Genomic DNA, 19,040 nt, shown 5'->3' with positions numbered 1-19,040 from the left:
ACGGAACAACGAGCACGACGAACGGCAACAACTCAATCCACTCCAACTCTTCGTCTTCCTTTGCGCCTCTGCGCCTTTGCGTGAGATCTTTCTTCGGAATTTAAAAGCGCACGCAAAGGCGCAGAGGAGATGCAGGAAAGCTGGACTCCACCTTGGCGCTCTTGGCGTCCTTGGCGGTTCAATCTGCGAACTCAAGCAGCGGCAAAAGTAGCGAGGTTAGTCCGCATGCGAAACCGCGACCAACTTCTGCAGCAGTTCGGCGGCGGCGCCCGAGTCGATTGCCTGCGCCGCTCTGTGCGCGGCGTCGATTGGTTGCAACGCCGGCTCGACGGCGATCAGTCCTGCCGCCGCATTGAGGACGACGATGTCGCGGCCCGGTCCCGCTTCGCCCGCCAGCACGCGGCGGACGATCGCGGCACTCTCCGCGGGGCCGTCGATGCGGAGCGAATCGAGGGACGCCGGCTGCAGCCCGAACTCCTCAGGCTTGAAGCTCAGCTCGCGCGTCGAGCCGCGCGTCACTTCCGAGACGTTCGTTTCGCCAGCGATCGTCAACTCGCCCAGTCCGTCAGCGCCGCTTACCACGAGTGCTCGCTCGACATCGAGCAATTGCAGCGCCTCAGCGAGCAGCGGCCGCAGATGGGGCAAGCCGGCGCCGAGCAACTGATGCGACGCGCCCGCCGGGTTCGACAGCGGCCCCAGCATATTAAAAATCGTGCGAATCCCGAGTTCCTTCCGCACGGCCGAGACATGCCGCATCGCCGGGTGCATCAGCGGGGCGAAGCAAAAGCAAATGCCCAACTCATCGAGGCAGCGTTCGATCTGCGGGACCGAGGCGGCGATGTTCACGCCCAATTCCGCCAGCAGGTCGGCCGAGCCGCTGCGGCTGGTGACGCTCCGGTTGCCATGCTTGGCCACCGGGACGCCCGCCGCGGCGATGACGATCGCCGCCGTGGTGCTCACATTGAACAGATTGCTGCCGCTGCCGCCGGTGCCGCAAGTGTCGAGCAGTACCTTGTAGCGGCTGCGGATCGGCGTCATGTGCTCGCGCATCGCCCGGGCGGCGCCCGCCACTTCCTCGGCCGTTTCACCCTTCGCGGCGAGCGACGTGAGGAACAGGCCGATCTCGCCGGCCGGCCGTTCGCCCGACATGATCGCTCCCATCGCTGCAGTCATCTCGCTGGCGGGGAGATCTTCGCCTGCAGCGAGGCGGCCGAGAAGCGTCGTGAAAGTGTCGGGCATGGGCGAGCCGATGATGGGCGTAAGCAAAACAGGGCGGAAGCTTCCATTCTAGCTGGCTGGAACTCCAGGCAGTATGGGGGGAAGGGCAGGGCGGGCAGGCTCGCGGAGCGGCGGCAGTCGGGGCGGGCCAAGCCGCCCGTCGGGTTGTTGCCGTGCTGGCATCCTCCTAGAATGCGCAGCCAAACCGTCGGCGAATTCCCGCTCAAACTGGCCCCTACGGCACGAAGCCCATGCCTCGCAAAGTGATTCTCGACGTCGACCCCGGCGTGAGCGACGCCCTCGCCGTTTGCTTGGCGATCGCCCATCCCGACCTGGAGGTCGTGGCCGTCACCGCGACCGGTGGCAACGTGGCGCCGCGCCAGGCGAGCCGCAACGTCCAGGCAATTATCGAGCACCTCGATCCGCCCCGTTGGCCCCGCATCGGCGTCGCCGACGAAGAGCAACCGCTGCGGACCGATGGCCGTGAGCTATGGGGCGCCGACGGCTTCTGCGGCGCCACGCTCGGCATTGCTGAGCTCCACCAGCAGCATCCGGCGCTGAAGGTGATTGCCGAGGAGATTCGCAACGATCCGGGCGGCGTGACGATCATCGCCGGTGGGCCGCTTCACAACATTGCGGCGGCGTTCCAGCTTGATCCTGAACTCGCGCTGCAGGTCGGCCACCTGATCATCGTCGGCGGCACGCTCGAAGGCCCCGGCGACGTCACCGCCGCGGCCGAGTTCAACATGTACTGCGACGCGGAATCGGCGCAGCGGGTCTTCCGCTCTCATGCGACGACGACGCTGCTGCCGCTCGACGTCACGAGCCGTGCGGCCCTTACCTACGAACTGCTCAGTAACTTGCCGAGCGAAGGCTCGTCGCTGGGCCGGCTGCTGCGAACGCTGCTGCCGGGCGCCTTCCAGTCGTACCGGCAACGGCTCGGGCTTGAATCGATGTACGCTGCCGAAGCGGTCGCGGTGATGTCGATCCTGCGGCCCGAACTGCTCGTCACCGAAGCGATGCCGGTCGACGTCGAAACCGAGGGGATGATCACCTACGGCGCCACCGTCATCGATCGTCGTCCACGCACGTTAGATCGACCAAACATGGACGTGGCCGTCGAGATCGACGCGCCGGCGATCGTCGAGGGGATCATGCGCGGCCTGCGGGCAGGCTTCTAGCCCCGGGCTCCGCCCGGGGGTGGGTTTCCATTCTGGAAGACATTGCCGCGCGTGGTGCGACCCCCGGGCGAAGCCCGGGGCTAAACCATCAGTTGATCGTCTCTGCCGTCGCTCCCAGCGGCAGACCGACGACCTTAGCGGCGCTGTTCGGCAAGCGATACGCAAAGAACGCCAGCGAAGCGTTCACCTGGCTGCCGAGTGCATCGCGCTGTCGGCGGACCTGATCGTCGACGGCTGCCAGCGCGCGTCGCGTGGCGGCGCCGGTCGCTGCTCCCAGCGTCGCCGCGGGCGAGCCGTGCAGCGGCGGTTCGAGACGCGGCCACTCGGCGAACGGCTCTCCGAATGGCAGCAACTCGTCGGCGGCGAACCAGCCCTCTTCGACGACCGCGACGAGCAGCGCGGCCTCTGCCGGCGTGGCGGCGATGCTGCGTGGCTGTGGTTCCGCTGGTCCGCTCGTCGCGAGCCACAGGGCGCCGATGACAGCGGCACTGCCGGCTAGCAGGCCCGTCGCCAGCCAGCGGCGTGGTTGTGGCGCATTAGCGGTGACTGCGGCCGCCTTCCGCTCGCGGCCTGCTGCGGGATCGACGGCACGCCACGAGGCGGCGTCGGTACGGAGCGAGGCCGCCAGCGTGCGAGCATCGTCTTCAAAGCGAGCCGCTTCCTCGTCGCGCTGCAGCCAGCCTCGCAACCAACGAGGCGGCTCTCGGCCCGCGTCGAGCGAGCGGCTAACCAACCATTCGGCAATGAGGCGACGCATACGTTTACCGCTCCCGGCGGGCAATTTGCCTCGCCTCCTCATGGGCCGTTTGATGGGCCGACTCTCGCACCAAGATCACCCGCGCTCGATGGAGCAGCACTCGCACGCCGATGCGGCTGCGGCCCATGCGGCGGGCGATTTCCTCAACCTCGCAACTCTCGGCGAAGCGGAGCCAAGTGGCCGTGAACTGCGGCTCCGTAAGCACGGCTCGCGCCAGCCGCCAGATGTTCCCCGCTTCCTCGCGTTGCTCGACGATTGCCGTCGGATCGTCCGCCGCGTGGGCGGGTTCGATCTCCGTCTCCGCCAGCGAAACATGCTGCGGCCGGCGGTTCCGTTGCCGGACGCGATCGATTGCCGCGCGGCGGGCAATCGTGTGGATCCAGGTCGAGAATTGGTATTGAGGATCGAACTCGTCGAGCCGCTGGTGCGCGCGAGCAAATGCCTCCTGAGCGAGATCTTCCGCCTCGTGGCTGCTAACGCTGCAGCGGCTCTCGAGGAACGCGATCACCCGCGGCCGGTAGATGTGGACGAGCGCCGCAAACGAATCGACGCAGCCCCCTTGCGCGCGGCGAACCAATTCGCCGGCGTCGAGGGCTGCGTCGGAATCCGAACGCTCGATCAGCATCGCTACTTGTTCTTCAGCTTCTCTTCGAGCAACGCCGTCACTTCGGCCGCGGGGATCTGCAGGCCGACCTTGACGGTGGCGCCATCGCGGGAAGTCACGGCGTCGTTCACGAGGCCGCTAATCTTCTGCAGTTTGTCGTCGTCGGGGTTGGCCGTTTTGGCGAACTCGATCATCGCGACGAACCCTTGCGCCATCTGGCGGAGTTGCTCGGCTTGCTGCTCGTTGCCGGCAACCAGCGCGAACTCGATCGCCATCCGGCCATCGGCCTCGTCGATGTTCATCGTGGCGTCTTTGAGGATCTTGGCAATATTGGCCGGCGGGCCTTCTTCCTGAAAATCTTCCGGCAGCTTCACCGTCTTCAGCGACAGCAGGCGGTCTTCGGCCTGCTCGATAACGAAGTCACGCGACGCTTCGCTGCTGGCCGCTTTGCCGGCCGCCTGATCGATCAACCCCGTGACCGCCTCGCGTTTCGGCGAGAAAAGGATGCGGCGATTGCCCGCTTCGTCAGTGACGAACGCGACGTACAGCGTTTGCCCAGCATCCGGCGCGGCTGAGTGGATCTGCTGGCCTTCGTATTCGGTCACCTGATATTCCGGCAGGCCGAGGAGCAGGCCTTCCAGATTGCCGGTCGTCTTGCCGAGTTGCACGACGGCGATGAGCGACGTTTCAGGCTTCTCATAGTCGGCCGCCGAGACGGCGAGGGTCTTCACCTCTTCGAGCGGGTTGAAGCCAACGATCTGCTCGACTTGCCGCAGGGCTTCTTCACGGCTGGTGTTGCCTTTTTGAGCGAGCTTCTCGACCGCCTTCTCCATGGCTAAGTCGAGGATCTTGCCGCCGACTTCGGAGTTGCGAACGGCCTGCAGGTTGAGCTCCAGTAAGAACGCCGAGTCGCTCGGCAGGCGGTAGGTCGTTTCGGCTGCGAGCGCCGTGCCGGCCCAGGGGCCGTTGAGGAGCGCGAATGCCGCGAGGAGGAGATATCGCATCATGGACGCCTTCCAAGTGAAAACCGTGGGAAAAATCGGCTCGGCTACCGGTATTCGCCGGGCCGTACGCGATCTTTTACGCCAGGCGGGGAAGGGCGTTACAGAATCTGAGAAAATTCCCGGCTGCGCTGCTAGCGGGCTTCTTTGAGGGCCGCTTCGGTGTCGGCAGTGAAATCGTCGAGCCGGCCGATCTGCGCCTTGATGTTCAGCATCTGGCCGTTCCGCAGGACGACGAGGTCAACCGGCCGGCCAACGTCGGAAAGCTTCACCAGATTGATCAGGTGCTGATCGCTCTCGATGTTCGAGCTGTTGAAGCGAAGGATGACGTCGTTCGTCTGGACGCCCGCGAGCGCGGCGGGCGAGCGTTCCGTCACCTGTTTTACGAGGGCGCCCATCAGACGTGGCAGGCCGACTGTCTTGGCGGCATCGAGGTTGAAATTGCCGTCGAGCATCACGCCGAGAAAACCGCGGTCCACCCGGCCATGCTCGACGAGCTGACGGGTGATGCTCATCGCGATGTTCATCGGAATCGAGAAGCCGATGCCATCGTTGCCGCCCGAGTTGCTGGCGATCGCTGTGTTGAGGCCGATCACTTCGCCGCGGAGGCTCACGAGCGGACCGCCGCTGTTGCCGGGATTGATCGCGGCGTCGGTCTGCATGAAGTTTTGGTAATCGACGCCGCCGTCGCCGAGGTCGAGGTTCGAGCGTCCCATCCCGCTGATGATGCCGCGGGTGACGCTCTGGCGGAGGTTGAACGGATTGCCGAACGCCATTACGACGTCGCCGATCTCGCACTGGTCGCTGTCGCCGACGCGAGCAGGAATGAGGTCGGGCGCATCGACGGCGAGCGCGGCCACATCGGTTTCGGGATCGGTGAAGATCTCGGTCGGCTTGATCTCGCGGCCGTCGTGAAGCTCGAGGCGAATATGCTCGGGGTCGGAGTGCTTCACCACGTGCCGGTTGGTAAGCACGTAGTTCTTACCGCCGACGGCGATGATAACGCCGGAGCCCGCTTCTTCGACCTCGCGACGGAAGCGGAACTCCGCGAGCGGCTTCGCCTGCACATGCACGACCGAGGGCGCCACGAGGCGAACGACCCGCTTGTAGATGCCGAGCTCGCGCTCCATCGCGGCGACGTCGCGGTGGAGTTCGTCGAATAGCAGATCGCGTTCGGAGGGGAGCGTCGCCGGCGGGGGCGCCTGCTGGGCGCGCAGCGTTGCCGGCAGCAAAAGCGTGCTAGCGGCTGATAGCCCGGCAAGTAGCGACAGCCGAACCAACGGGGACGCAAAACGGTGCGACATCAGCCGACGACTCCATCGAGAACGAGCTCGCGCGTCGACTCCGACCGACGCGTTTTCTGCGTCGATTGTAACCCCCCGGAGGCATGCCGGGAAACGCTGGCAGCGATTTTCAGCCGGCTTCGAGGTCGCTGAACGACACGTCGACGTCGGCGCCGCCGTCGAGGACGCGGCTCCAGTCGCCGGCATAGCCGCTGCCGCCGCCCGAGGATTCCATCGCCCGCTGGCATTCGATGCAGCTGGTGGCGTAAGGGAGGGCGTTCAGGCGAGCGAGCGGAATCTTGCAGCTGCAGATTTCGCAGACGCCGTAGTTGCCGGCACGCATCCGCTCGAGAGCGACTTCGATGCTGCCTAGCTCGCGGCTTTCCACCTCGGCAAGCTTCGAGCTGATTTCATCCTGCGCGGCGTCGAGTGCAGCGTCGACGACGTCGCCGCCCGATTGCTCGCTCAGCGATTTGAGCATGCTCAAGTCACCGGCCAGCGCACGCCGGAGGGCGTCGCGGCGCTTGACGAGCACTTCGCGCATTTTTTGGATGGAGTCGTTGCGAGCCATGGTGGTGTACCTTCTTAGTAGCGGTGCGACGCTTGATTCATTCGCAGGGCAGTACGTCTCCGACTGCCAATCGCATCGTTGTCCGCCTCGTTCGAGTGCCTCTTCGTTCAATCAGTTTGATCGCGGCGACTGTTCCGATTCGCCGCGACGCCAGCTTGGTTAAACCGCCCGAATGGGGGATACCGCCGCTGGCACCGTAACTATAGTACGCACCTCGACGCAAAAGGGTCGCAGCCCCCGTTGAGAATCGAGTTCCTCCGTTGCAACCCCCAATTCTGGGGAAACATTGCTTGTTTTTCCGGCCAATTCGTGCGGTTCGATCCGCAAGTCGTGGATTGCGGTCGCCCGAACCTCTGGACTGGACATTCGCCGTTGCGTCGGAATTTACGATTCTTCCGCGCGATCCGACGGGCTTCGCCGTCTCGTTCCATCGGCTTTATCGTCAGTGGGCGTGAGCGAATTTTACGGTTTTAACCGCGCGTCCGAATGTGCTGGCTTTGGCAGCAGGTGAAATGAGCGTCCGGTGAGCAAATTCACTCCCAGGTCGCAAATCGAGCCTTCAATTCCTGAACTAACCTTTCTTGACTTGTTGGCCTCTCTCTAGGGAGCGGACCGCCGAGCCTGCGCTCGCACTCCGTCTCTGGCGGCGCCGGCGCATGATCGAAATCAATCGCCCACCTGAAATTTGCACTCTGATGTCGCTCCTGACGAAGCCTGAGAATTCGACGACCGCCACGACGCCGTTGCGGAAGCCCGATTCGCTGCGCATTCGCCAGTGTGAGGGAGATGCTGCGCGCGTCGTGCCGCTGAGCGACGGCAAGATGACGATCGGGTCGAGCCCGCAATGCACGATTGTGCTGCCCGCGAGCGAATGCCGGCCGCTGCAGTGCGTCATTTCGCTCGATGCGCATCGCGCCGAAGCGACGCGTTGGGGCGCTGGCGTACAACTCAATCGTCGCGACTTTACGAAGTCGATCGTCGGCGTGGGCGACAAACTCAACATTGGCTGCTGCGAACTGGAGTTCAGCGCCGCCGAAGTGGTGGCGCCGAAACAAAGTGAACTTCAGCAGCCTAAGACTGCCGTCGCCGCTGAACCAATTCAACCACCGGTCGCGAAGCTTGAGGCCGCACCGCAGCCTGAACCCGCGGCGCTTCAGCCTCCGACGCCCGCTGCGGTCCCGCTGGCTTCGGCTCCGGTACGCACGGAAGTGAAGCTACTACCAGCGCCGCCGGCTCCAGCGTCCCTTGCTGTGGAACCTAAGGCCTCGCTTCCTATTGCTGAATCAGCCGCTGCGACAGAGGCCTCTCCGGAACCAGCCGTAGAGCAGGCGCCTAACGTTCACGCGGCCGCGCTGCCCAAAGCGATCACCATACCGGTCCTGTCGTCGCCGACGCTTGTGGCTCTGGTCGCTCCGTTGGCTCCGCCCGCGCCGCAGTTGCCGTCCGCGCCGGCTCCGACGGCAACGGCGGCCACCGAGACGCCGGTGACAACGCCCGCCGTCGAGGCGCCGAAGACGGCTTCTCCAGCGGCCGAACCGCAAGCAACCTCCAGCCACCAATTCGCCGACGAACTGGTTCTGCAGCTTTGGCAAACGGGCGATTCGTCGCGCCGACGCGCCCGTTCGCTAGTAGCCGCGGCGCGCGACGCACGCTTGCGCGCCGACGCGATGAACGACGATCTCTCGGCGATGGAAGTCGAACTCGACTTGGCACGCGCTGCTTACGACTCGCACGCGGCGAACCACGAGAAGCTCCATCTCGAAATCATCGAGCGCGATCGGCAAGCTGCTGAACGCCTGGCGCCTCTGGTCAATGAAGTCGAATCGCTCCGCTCGCAACTGCAAGAATCGCAGATCGAGTTGGCCGAGCAGGCCGCTCGTTGCGACGAACTGAGCGCGACGCTCGACGTGCAGGCTGCTGACAAAGCGGCCACCGACGCCCAAGCCGCTGAAGCTCATCGGGCCAGAGAACTTGAGCAGAGCCTCGCTGTTCAAATTGAACAAGCCACGCTGCTGGCCCATGAACTCGGCGCGGTTCGGACTGAACTTGAATCAGTTCGCAACGAGCTGGAACAACGCTTCGCTCGTCAGCAGGAGCTAGAGTCCGAACTTGCCGGCGCCCGCGAGCAGCACGAATCGCTGCAGCACGCGGCCGGTCAGCTGGCCGATTGCGAAGCGACGATCGCCCACCTCCGCGGCGAGGTTGAGGGACTGCACGGCGAGCGTGAAGAACTGCACGGGAAGCTGGCTGACTCGGAAATCGAGTTACACCGGCTTGCCGAGATGTACCTGGCGCACAGCAGTCAGGCGGTCGTTGAAGATCAGCATGCAAGCGTCGCCGAAGAACACGCCGCACTGACGGAGCCGGCCGACCAGCTTCCGGAATCGAAACCGGAAGTGAGCGCCGAGCTCCCCGAGTCGCACGAGTTCGCCGACCACCAGGAATTCCCAACGCACGAAGCCGAACCAGAGTACGCTCCAGTCGCCGAGGAGTCGTTCGACCACTCGGCATGGCCGGCGGCGACCCCGCTCGACCTAGAGCTCGACGCAGAGCCCTACGCTGAATCGCACGCGGAAATCGAGCCGACGCCGTCGGTGTTCGCGCCGCTCGCTCCGTTTCCGCTCGTTGCGGAGCCAACGCCTGAGCCCGCGCCTGCGGAAGAAGAATCGCACGAGGCAGCCGCATTCGCACCGCCGCCAGAAGTGAAGACCATGCCAGTCGAGTCGGAGGTCGCGACTTCGTCGTTCATCGACAAGTACCGCCACCTGCTCGACGACGAACCGAGCGAACCGACGCCGGCCTCGCTCGCGTCGCCGCTCGGTGCATCGCGCCCGATGCTCGACGACGAGTTTCTGTCGCCCGCGAAGGCAGCGGAACGGACGGCTCACGCTGATGATTCGGACGAAGCGCTCGAAGCGTACATGGCGAACATGATGGCCCGCATGCGCGGCGTCTCGGCCAGTTCGATGGTCGAACCGGCGCTACCGGAGCCGGTTGTGGAGCTGCCCGTTGTGGAGGAAGCTCTCACGTACGACCCGAGCGTGCCGTTTGAAATCGAATCGATGAAGCAGGGCCGTCGGGCGCCGATTTCAACCGATCTCGCCGCGTTGCGAGAGATTGCCAACACCTCGGCCCGCACCGCCATCGCCACGCATCGCAACAGGCGGAAGGTCGAATCGGCGATCGGCAAGATCGTGATCGCCATCGCCGCGTTCGGAGCCTCGGGCTTCTTGATGTCGAGCGCTCCGTCGCTTACCGGGTGGCAGTTTGGCGCAGGGGTCGCCGTAGCGATCATCGGCTGCGGCGCTGCGGCGCTCGCCGTGCGAGGTCGTTCCGACGTCGACCACTTGGTCGATTCTCACCGGGCATACTTCGCCCCGGACGAGTCGGCCCACGGCGACGCCTAGAACCCGCGGGCGGCTTTGACGTCGTCGAAGTCGCGCAGGTGGTAGTCGATGCCGACGAAGTCGAGCACTCGCTGCAGGGCCTTCAGCGCGATCGCCATGCCGTCGGGGCCGCTGAAACCGCCGTACTGGCCGCCGCCTTTGAGGTGCGGCTCGAGGTCGAGAATCACGCCCGGAATGCCACGTTTGGTGAGCATTTTTTCGAGGGCGGGGATCTCACGGGCGAAGTCGGTGAGAATCTGCACGTGCCCCGAATCGCCCTGGTCGCACGGCACGAAATGGCTCAGCGCGTCTTCCTCGACGTGGCCAATCGGCTTGTCGACGCGCGGGTCGAGGTAGTCCTTGATGTGCATCCAGCCGATGCTCGGCTTCATCACTTGGTACTGCTCGAACGTCGCCATCGTGTCGTAGCCTTGGCAGACGATGTTGGCGCCGTCGAAGATCGTCACCAGGGCGGGGTGGTTCACGCGGCGGTGGAGTTCGGCGACGAGCTGACCGTTCTGGCCGACCAGATTCGCTTCGACCTCGAGGCCAAAGGTGAGGTCGCTGCGGTGGCAGGTCTCGGCGATTTGCGCGAGTTGCTCTGCCGCTTGCGGCAGGTACTCCCACGGATCGCCGCCCTTGGGATGGTAGAACGAGAAGCCGCGGATCAGCTTCGTCTCGAAGGCATGAGCAAGCTCGCACGCCTTCTTCACGTCGTCGAGATACTTCTTGAACGGGACGAAGCGGTTCTTTGTACCGTCTTCCTGGTCGAGCAGCTTTACCTTGCCGATCGGCGAGCCGATCGAGGCGACGTTCATGCCGTACTCGTCTTCGGTGTGGCGAAGCTTCGTGACCTCGGCCTTCGTCAGCTCCATGACATTCTTGATGCCATTGCCGACGTCGATGAACCGCAGGCTGTAGTATTGCAGACCCAAGGCGGCGAACGCAGCAAACTGCTCGACCGCCGTTTTGTTGTTGGCAGCCTCGTCGGCGAACCCAGAGAGAATCACGCGGGGCTTGCTGGACATCGTCTTCTCTCTTTTGGCTTTTAAGGTTTAGACCGCCGACGCGTGCTGCACGATGATCTTCGACGAGATCCCGCCGCGGGGCGTGAACGCCGCTTCGATTTTCATCCAGCGAGGCTGCAGCACCGCCGTGAAATCGTCCATCATCGCGTTGGTGACGTTCTCGTAGAAAATGCCCGCATTGCGATAGCTTTGCAGGTACATCTTCAGGCTTTTCAGCTCGACGCACTTCTTGTCGGGGGTGTAGATGATCGTGATCGTCCCGTAGTCGGGCTGGCCCGTTTTGGGGCAAACCGACGTGAATTCCGGGGCGACGATCTCGATTTTGTAGTCGCGCTGCGGGTACTGGTTGTCAAAAACTTCGAGCAAACTGCGGGAATCTGGCATGCCGGACGGCTCCTTTCGACGAAACGGCCATTGTGGCATGATGGAACGGCGGCGGAAAGTGCCCCGTTCGCCTCCCACCAGACGCTTAACGCCCACCAACCGATGAAGCCCGCCGTCGTCCTGCTTTCAGGCGGTCTCGATTCCGCCACCACCGCCGCCGTCGCCCGCGCAGAAGGGTTCGCCATTCACGCCCTGAGCGTCGACTACGGCCAGCGGCATCGGTTTGAACTCGAATCGGCGGCCCGCGTTGCTGTTGCGCTCGGAGCGGCGGAACATCGCGTCGTGGCGATCGATTTGGCCGGCTTCGGCGGCAGCGCCCTCACCGCGGACATCGACGTGCCGAAGGATCGCCCGGCCGACGAAATGTCGGCCGGCATCCCGATTACCTACGTGCCGGCTCGCAACACGGTGATGCTGTCGCTCGCCCTCGGTTACGCCGAAGTGATCGGCGCCGCCGACATTTTCATCGGCGTCAACGCGGTCGATTACAGCGGTTACCCCGATTGCCGGCCCGAGTTCATCGCGGCGTTCGAGCGGGTGGCGAACTTGGCCACGAAAGCGGGGGTCGAGGGAACGCTGAAGTTCCACATCCACACGCCCTTGATTCAGCTCACCAAGGCCGAAATCATTCGCCGCGGAGTACAATTGGGAGTCGACTACGCCCTCACGCACACCTGCTACTCGCCGGATGCCAAGGGCGTGAGCTGCGGCCGCTGCGACGCGTGCCAACTCCGCATCAAAGGCTTTGCCGAAGCAGGGCTCACCGACCCCATCACGTATCAAGCGTCCTAACCGCCTAAGCGCGAACCGCCGTTTCTCCTTATTGATCCTTTCGTCGTGTCCTTTGTGCCGTCGTGGTGAGTCTTCGCCGAATTGAATGAGAATCGCCGAGCTATACAAATCGATTCAAGGCGAAGGGCTCCTTACCGGGATGCCGAGCGTCTTCATTCGCGCTAGCGGCTGCAACCTCCGCTGCTGGTTTTGCGATACGCCGTACGCCTCATGGCAGCCCGAAGGGCAGGACTACGCGGTCGACGAGATTATCGCGGAGGTCGAGGAGTGGGACGTTAAGCACGTCGTCATCACCGGCGGCGAGCCGATGTTGTTTGCCGAGATGATTCCGCTCTGCCGCGAGCTGCGGCGTCGCGGGCGGCACATTACGATCGAAACGGCCGGCACGCTTTACCTCGGCGTCGCCTGCGATTTGATGTCGATCTCGCCAAAGCTTTCGACCAGCGGACCCGATCCGGAGCGCCACGCCCATTGGGCCCGCCGGCACGAACGGCAACGCTACCAGCGCGAAGTCCTCATGCGGCTGATGGCCGAGTACGAGTATCAGCTGAAGTTTGTCGTCGACTGCGTCGACGATGTGGCGGAAGTCGATGCGATGATCGCGGAATTGCCGGGCGTGACGGCCGACCGCGTGCTGCTGATGCCGCAGGGGCGGACAATGGAAGAGATGGCGTCGCGTTCGCTGTGGCTGGCGGAACTCTGCCACGAGCGGGGCTGGCAGCTTTGTCCGCGCCGGCAACTGGAATGGTTCGGCCCGGTCCGCGGCACCTGATACAATCATCTTCTGCTCGCGACGTCCGCCCAGCCGATCAGAAGGTCCAGCATGCCAGGAAGTTCTCGTCTCGCTAACCGCGCACACGCTTGGGCATCGTCTAATCTAAGCGTGGTGCAGTGTCGGCGTGGTATCGCAGCGATTGTGATTTTGGCACTTAGCTCGCAACCAGCGGCTGCTTGGTGGGGGCAAGTTCACTCGCATATCACGGTTGGGGCCATTTCCCATTTGCCTGAACCGTTGCGTGGTTTTTTCGCAGAGCATAGCGGCTACTTGAGTAGCCAGGCGGGCCTAGAGCCGCCCGGTTCGCACTACATCGACATCGACAACTATCCGTCGTTCTTAGCCGGAACCTTCCCTCGCAATTACGACGATTTGGTCGCCCTGCATGGCGAGCAGTATGTGCGATCGCAGGGAACGGCACCTTGGACTTTCGCCGGTCAAGTCGAATCGCTCGCCAGCTCGATGGCCGCCGCCGTCGACGTCGATGATTGGGAAGAATTGCTTGATGCCGCAGCCGCGCAGGCGCACTACATCGAGGACTTGCACAATCCGCTTCATCTGACGCGGAATTACAATGGGCAGTACACCGGCAACTCCGGCATTCACGCTCGTTACGAAGGCGAGATGATCTTACGCCACTTCGATCAAGTAACTTACTCGCCCGCGAGTGCAGAGTACCTCACCTCGCCGCTCGACTTCGTCTTCGACGGCATCGATGAGCACTACCCGTATGTTGCGGATATTTTGGCGGCCGATGATCGTTACAAGGGACGACCGGCCGCGGAATACTACGCGGGCATGTGGTCTGATACGGGCGAGTTCACGCTTGAGTTGCTGCAGGAAGCGTCTGAAGCCGTCGCCGCGTCGTGGTCTACCGCCTGGGTCGACGCTGGCTCGCCGATGACGTTTTTGCCTGCCGTCGAGGGGGACTTCAACGGTGATCGCTACGTCGACGGCGCCGACTTTTTGGTCTGGCAACGCGATCCGAATGTCGGCGAACTATCTGTTTGGAAAGCCAACTTTGGCGGTGGTTCGAGCCCGCCCGCCGCAACGAACGTACCCGAACCAAGCGGACTGGCGCTGGTCGCGGTGAGCGGCCTGTTGATGTTGGCTCGTAAAACCCGGTAGCGGCTGGAAGTTCCGCGGCTCACGCGATGCCGGTTTCTCCGGCGCCAGGCTTTTCTTCTTCGACCGGTTTGGGCTCGGGCTTCGGAACCGGCTGCGGAGCTGGCGGGTGGCTCTTCGGGGCGAAGACGAGCACCATCGCGGCGCCGGCGATTACCAGCATCAAACCGGCGATGAAGAACGAGTTGATCTCGCCCCATAGGCCGTTCACTTTCGTCGTGATCAGCGTCGAAACGACCGGCGCCCCGCCGAAAATGAGGGGCATCACGAAGACCGGTTTGCCGCCAAAGTTAAACGCCATGATGATGCCGAGCGCCCCAAACGCTCCCGCGGCGCCGGCCAGCAAACTCCACATTGTGCCGGAGAAGCTGTACTCGCTGGCCTCGGGACTCACGACGAGGAACAGGTTCGGCACGATCACCGCAATGATGAAGTACGCCATGCCGACGCAGATAAACGGCCGCAGCCGGCTGTGCATCATCGCCGCTTGCCCCTTGTGGAGCGTCGGGCCGTAGGTTCCCCAGCAGACGATCGCGGTGGCGATCGATGCCAACAGCAGTGCGTAGCTGGTGCTGCGACTGCCGAGCGACGGTCGCGCGGCGGGAGCGACTGCATCCGCAGCAGCCACGGCTGGGGCATCGGCGGCGGGAGCCGCAGGCTTCGGCTTCGTCGGGGCGCAGGTCATCACCACCACGGCGCCCATGATCACCATCACGAGGCCCGCGAGGAAGAACGGGCCAATCTCGCGCATCTTGCCGGCGAGGTAGATCGTCATGAACGAGTTCACCACCGGCGCCCCGCCGAAGACGAGCGGCATCACGAACACCGGCTCGCCGCCGAAGTTGAATGCCAAGATGATGCCGAGCGCTCCGCCCGCGCCGAGCGCGCCGGCGATGAGGCTCATCACGATGCCGCTCATCGTCCAGGAGCCCTTCTCGCCCTTCATGGCGAGGATCGCCATCGGCACGAGCACGCCGATGAGGAAATAAGCGAGTCCCACGCAAACGAACGGCCGCATCCGCGCGAAGCCGCCAATGGTCGACATGTCGTGTTGCCCGTTATGGAGCACCGGTCCGTAGATCCCCCAGCACAAAATCGTGAGAAGGAACGAAGCGACGATTAGCAGCATGCTACGCATGAAGGAAACTCCCGGTATGATCGATGCGGCGACCGCAACTAAGAAAACTGTAAACGGGCCGCTGGACGCCCGCTAGGGCAGGTTTCAGCGACGGCAGGCCGCAATCGGTCATTCCGAGCGAAGCGGGGAATCTTACAGCTCGTTTGGGACGCCAGATCTTTCGCTCCAGTCAGGATGACCATTTAGTAATTCTCAATCCCCCCGCAACGCCGGCAGCAGCGGCGCCCGCAGCACCGCTCGCGAGGCGAGCCATCCCGCCAGCGACCCGACGCCGGCGATAATCGCGAGCAGCGTCGCCAGCGTCAGCCAGGGCGTGCCCGCTTGCCCCGCGAGGGCGTGGGGCAGTACCGCCGTGAGGGCAGCGAGGCTGCCGATCGCCAGGCCGCCGACGAGCAGCACTAGGTTTTCCGTGAGGACCATCGTTGCCAATCGGCGGCGGCGGAAGCCGGTCGCTTGCATCAGCGCGAGCTCGCCGCGACGTTCAACGATGCTGCGAAGCTGCACCACCGACAGGCCGACGCCGCCGAGCAGCAGCCCGAGGGCGCCGAGGCTTTGGAATGTCGATAAATAGGTGTTTTGAACGGCGAGCAATTCGGCGAGCCGTTGGCGAGCATCGACGGCGTCGAAGCCATAATCTTCGAGCTGCGTTTCGAGGAGAGCGGCGAGTTCTGCGGTCGGCGGCGAGTTCGCGCCGCGGCGGATGAGGAAGAAGCGGCGGCCAGAGGTTTCGGGGAAGAGTTTGATGAAGTTCTTTTCGCTGATGAGGACGTCGCCTTGGAGGACGCTGTTTAGCAGCATAAAGCGGGGGTGTAGCGACACAGGCTGATTCGCTTCATCGCGTACAACCAGCGAATCGCCGGGGCGATAAAGCTGGAGGCTGTAGTAAGCCGTGTTTCTGTCCAAAATCATCTCTACGTCTGAGCGATTTTCAGGGCCGCTATCTCCAGCAGAACCTAGGCCCTGCCACATCTTCTGATTGATGGCTCGATTGCTGGCGAAGTCGGCAGGAAATCCAACCCAGTCGAACTGCGCAACGTCGGCTAGCTCAAGCGGCACGCCGAGGATCCGCGGTTGCGTTGGCTTGTAGAGATTAAGACAGCTCGCATCCTGCCCGTCGCGGACGCGGAAGCTGATGATCGTCGCATCTTTTAGCTTCGCTTCGTCGTCGGCGGAAAAGCCAAGCTCGCGGCGGCCGGCTTCGCTGCCGAGGTCGAATAGCACCGGCAAATCGGCGGTCGCCAGCAGATCAAAACCGCCGACGCCGCGTTCGGTAGGCGCCAAGCGAAACGCGCTCATCGCGACGATCAGGAAGCTAGCCGTGGCGGCGAGACCGAGGGCGAGCATGGTGCGGCTCGGGTTTCGCCGGGCGTTGCGAGCAGCTAAGCCGCCGAGATTCAGCGACGTCGGCCGACCGACCACAGGCCGCCGCAACCTGCCGCGTATGGCGGCGAGGATGCCGATCAGCACCAGCGTTCCGCTGCCGAAGAAGGCGCCCCCTTGGGCTTCCCCCTCCAGCTTCGAGGCTGCGGTGGCGAGTCCGAAGGCTGCCACGATGACGCCGATGGGGAGCCAGGTTCCGGCCCAACGGCTGGCGCCCTTCGTCGCTAGCGCCGGTTCGGCATCGCCGGCTAAGAGTTGCCGGGCGGGAAGTTTCGAGAACCTCCGCAGCGACCAGGCGATCGTCGCGAGCGCGACCAACACCCCGACGGCGAACCCGATGGCAAGGCTGCGCGGCGTGACGTGCAGCCTCAAAAATGGCTCCGCCGTCGCCGCGACCCACCACGTGTTGAGCCCGTGGATCATCAGCCGTGCGTAACCGACGCCGAGCGCAACGCCGACGAGGGCGCCGACGGCTGCGACAATCGCAGCCTCGGCGAGCAGCAGTCGGCGGAGCTTTTTCAGCGGCGTGCCGAGGGCTTCGAGCAGGCCGACTTCGCGGGCCCGTTGTTCGACGCCGAGGCGGAAGAGGAGGGCGGTGAGCATCACCGCGGAGGCCATCAGGAAGAAGCTGAAGCCGAGGAACAGCCCGTCGAAGGGCGTCGTGCCGCTGGAGGCGGCGAGCGCGTTTTGCCGCACCGCGACGAGCGACATGCCGAGCTTCCCGGGATTGAGGCTTTGCTCAAACGCCGTTGTGACCGATGCAACCGTCGCGCCGTCGGCCAGCGGCAAACGCAACACGCTGTCGGTTCCCCAGCGGGTGCTCCAAAGCTTGGCGGCCAGCGTGTGAGAGACAAACGCCTTCGGCGTCGTGCGGTAGTCGTCCCAGTATTTTTCGTCCTCGTCGCGAACCGTTTCGACGAGATCGAACGGCAACTCCCAGTCATTGATCGACGCCTGGTCGGTCACGCCGGGAAGTTCGGGAGCGAAGTCGGGATCGGCAGCGGCCGTTGGTTTGCCGTTGGCGTTGGCCAGCGGCAAGATCGCACGCACCTTGAGCGTCAGCGGGGCGTGCTCGCGCAGTTCGCCATGCGTCGTTTCGGGATCGTACCAAGTGAACGTCACCTCGTCGCCGACGGCGACGCCGAGGTCGTCGGCAGTCCAATCGTTGATCGCGACTTCATCGACGGCGAGTTCGATCGGCTGGCCTTGTTCGTCGACGACCGGGCCAAGAGCGGCGGTGGAATCGACGCCGGCAATCGTCGAGTAAGGGACGCGGCGGTTGCCGGCCGACATGCGGTTGGCGAGGTAGGTGACGACCGGCTGCAGGCCGCGCTGGCCGTCAAGCTGTTGGGCGACCGCGACCAGTGCCGGTGGCAGCACCAAGCGGTCGGCGGCAATTTGCAGATACCGCGGCTCGCCGGCGATGGCGACCTCTTTTACGGTGACTCCGAAGTCGGCGAGCGTTGGCCGCAGGTTCTCGAACGAAACGTCGCCAGCGATGGCCAGGCCGTTCGCTTGGTCGGGCAGATCAAGCAAACTCTGCATCGTCGCCAGCGGCACGAAGGCGTTGCGCGGCGCCGTTTGGTTCGGACGCATCGAGAACCGGGCAAGCGACGCCTGATCGTCCGCGTCGAGAATCGCCGACACGGTGAGGCGGCGGGTGGCGGCCGTCTCTTCCTTCTCGCCGAGCGTGCTGTCGGCGGGAATGCTCTTCATAATCGGAATCCGCAGCAGCACCGCATCGCCGACGGCGACGCCGAGTTCGTCGGCGACGTCGGCGGTGAGCGCGATCTGGTTGCCGCGCTCGACGGGGGACTGCATGGGTGGTTCGGCGAACTGCCAGAACTCGGGCGTCACGCCGAGGACTTGCAGCTGAGCGGCGCGGTGCGACTGTCCCTCCTTATCGCGAAAGAGCGCCGAGCCTTGCGTCAGCAACAGCGGCGCGGCTTCGACGTCAGCGTCCTCAGCCAGCAAGCCTTGTTCGCGGAACGGGTGCTCGGCGATGAGCACCGAGTCGATCCGCCCCAGGCTGCCGAGGGCCAGATCGCGGAGGCTGCCGCGCATCGAATCGCCGACCAGCAGAGCGCCGGTGATGACGGCGGTCGTCACGGCCACGCCGGCAGCGACGGCGAGGTGAACCCGTCTGTATTGGCGCAGACTGGCGGCGATGTACGTCCAGGAGTTCACGTTCTAGACCTTTAATTCGGCCATTCCCCAGGCGAGGGAATTTTGAGTTTTGCACGCCGGCCGGGGGGCCCCATTAAAACGGTGCAAAAGTCGGGAGCTGGTAAGACGCTAGTCTTGCAGTTCGCACGGCGTTTATCGAGGTGAAACGGCGGTTGGCGGGGGGCGCAGGCGATGCGACTTTTGCGCTTTTCGTTCGCTGAGTTTGGCGTGCAAAAGTCATCGCGGGCAGG

15 protein-coding genes are annotated in these 19,040 nt (G+C 64.1%); 5 read left to right on the top strand and 10 right to left on the bottom strand.

What is annotated here, in order from left to right; translation table 11 throughout:
* Nucleotides 1–216: 216 nt before the first annotated feature.
* Nucleotides 217–1,239 carry an anthranilate phosphoribosyltransferase gene (gene trpD, locus ACQY7R_RS13400; RefSeq protein WP_428306098.1) on the bottom strand — a complete coding sequence of 341 codons (1,023 nt, stop codon included), beginning with the start codon at nt 1,237–1,239 and terminating at the stop codon, nt 217–219.
* 230 nt (nt 1,240–1,469) lie between these two features.
* Between trpD and ACQY7R_RS13395 the strand changes: the two genes are divergently transcribed.
* A complete protein-coding gene (locus tag ACQY7R_RS13395; RefSeq protein WP_428306097.1) occupies nt 1,470–2,399 on the top strand; it encodes a nucleoside hydrolase in 930 nt (309 codons plus the stop codon).
* 88 nt (nt 2,400–2,487) lie between these two features.
* Here ACQY7R_RS13395 and ACQY7R_RS13390 read toward each other — a convergent pair whose 3' ends face one another.
* The 5 genes from ACQY7R_RS13390 to ACQY7R_RS13370 all read right to left on the bottom strand — a co-directional run bounded on the left by ACQY7R_RS13390 (nt 2,488) and on the right by ACQY7R_RS13370 (nt 6,615).
* Nucleotides 2,488–3,156, bottom strand: coding sequence for a hypothetical protein (locus ACQY7R_RS13390; protein ID WP_428306096.1), 669 nt, complete (start codon nt 3,154–3,156; stop codon nt 2,488–2,490).
* A gap of 4 nt (nt 3,157–3,160) precedes the next feature.
* On the bottom strand, nt 3,161–3,781 hold the full coding sequence (locus ACQY7R_RS13385; protein WP_428306095.1) for an RNA polymerase sigma factor: 621 nt from the start codon (nt 3,779–3,781) through the stop codon (nt 3,161–3,163).
* 2 nt (nt 3,782–3,783) lie between these two features.
* A complete protein-coding gene (locus tag ACQY7R_RS13380; protein WP_428306094.1) occupies nt 3,784–4,764 on the bottom strand; it encodes a hypothetical protein in 981 nt (326 codons plus the stop codon).
* Between the two features lie 131 nt (nt 4,765–4,895).
* Entirely contained in the window at nt 4,896–6,065 is a 1,170-nt protein-coding gene (locus ACQY7R_RS13375; RefSeq protein WP_428306093.1) for a S1C family serine protease, read from the bottom strand.
* A 109-nt stretch (nt 6,066–6,174) separates the two neighbouring features.
* Complete coding sequence (locus ACQY7R_RS13370; RefSeq protein WP_428306092.1) at nt 6,175–6,615, bottom strand: TraR/DksA family transcriptional regulator; 441 nt, start codon at nt 6,613–6,615, stop codon at nt 6,175–6,177.
* 695 nt (nt 6,616–7,310) lie between these two features.
* Between ACQY7R_RS13370 and ACQY7R_RS13365 the strand changes: the two genes are divergently transcribed.
* Nucleotides 7,311–10,022, top strand: coding sequence for a hypothetical protein (locus ACQY7R_RS13365; protein WP_428306091.1), 2,712 nt, complete (start codon nt 7,311–7,313; stop codon nt 10,020–10,022).
* On the opposite strand, the gene ACQY7R_RS13360 is transcribed toward ACQY7R_RS13365, so the two are convergent.
* Both ACQY7R_RS13360 and queF read right to left on the bottom strand, forming a co-directional pair.
* Nucleotides 10,019–11,029 (bottom strand): sugar phosphate isomerase/epimerase family protein, encoded by a 1,011-nt coding sequence (locus ACQY7R_RS13360; protein ID WP_428306090.1) that lies wholly within the window; start codon nt 11,027–11,029, stop codon nt 10,019–10,021. The two genes, ACQY7R_RS13365 and ACQY7R_RS13360, sit on opposite strands and share 4 nt — an antisense overlap.
* 27 nt (nt 11,030–11,056) lie before the next feature.
* Complete coding sequence (gene queF / locus ACQY7R_RS13355) at nt 11,057–11,413, bottom strand: preQ(1) synthase (protein WP_152100509.1); 357 nt, start codon at nt 11,411–11,413, stop codon at nt 11,057–11,059.
* A gap of 102 nt (nt 11,414–11,515) precedes the next feature.
* On the opposite strand from queF, the gene queC reads away from it, so the two are divergent.
* The 3 genes from queC (at nt 11,516) to ACQY7R_RS13340 (ending at nt 14,108) form a co-directional block, all read left to right on the top strand.
* Nucleotides 11,516–12,205 (top strand): 7-cyano-7-deazaguanine synthase QueC, encoded by a 690-nt coding sequence (gene queC, locus ACQY7R_RS13350; RefSeq protein WP_428306089.1) that lies wholly within the window; start codon nt 11,516–11,518, stop codon nt 12,203–12,205.
* Between the two features lie 85 nt (nt 12,206–12,290).
* A complete protein-coding gene (locus ACQY7R_RS13345) occupies nt 12,291–12,977 on the top strand; it encodes a 7-carboxy-7-deazaguanine synthase QueE (RefSeq protein ID WP_428306088.1) in 687 nt (228 codons plus the stop codon).
* Nucleotides 12,978–13,217: 240 nt separating this feature from the next.
* Nucleotides 13,218–14,108: a hypothetical protein gene (locus ACQY7R_RS13340; protein WP_428306087.1), complete on the top strand. Its 891-nt coding sequence runs from the start codon at nt 13,218–13,220 to the stop codon at nt 14,106–14,108.
* Between the two features lie 19 nt (nt 14,109–14,127).
* Here the strand turns inward: ACQY7R_RS13340 and ACQY7R_RS13335 are convergent, their stop codons facing one another.
* Both ACQY7R_RS13335 and ACQY7R_RS13330 read right to left on the bottom strand, forming a co-directional pair.
* A complete protein-coding gene (locus ACQY7R_RS13335) occupies nt 14,128–15,243 on the bottom strand; it encodes a hypothetical protein (protein ID WP_428306086.1) in 1,116 nt (371 codons plus the stop codon).
* A gap of 192 nt (nt 15,244–15,435) precedes the next feature.
* On the bottom strand, nt 15,436–18,810 hold the full coding sequence (locus tag ACQY7R_RS13330; RefSeq protein ID WP_428306085.1) for an FtsX-like permease family protein: 3,375 nt from the start codon (nt 18,808–18,810) through the stop codon (nt 15,436–15,438).
* Nucleotides 18,811–19,040: the final 230 nt, after the last annotated feature.

Source organism: Lacipirellula sp. (assembly GCF_965279485.1).
Classification (GTDB): Bacteria; Planctomycetota; Planctomycetia; order Pirellulales; family Lacipirellulaceae; genus Lacipirellula.
This window is presented reverse-complemented; position numbering and strand designations above follow the sequence as displayed.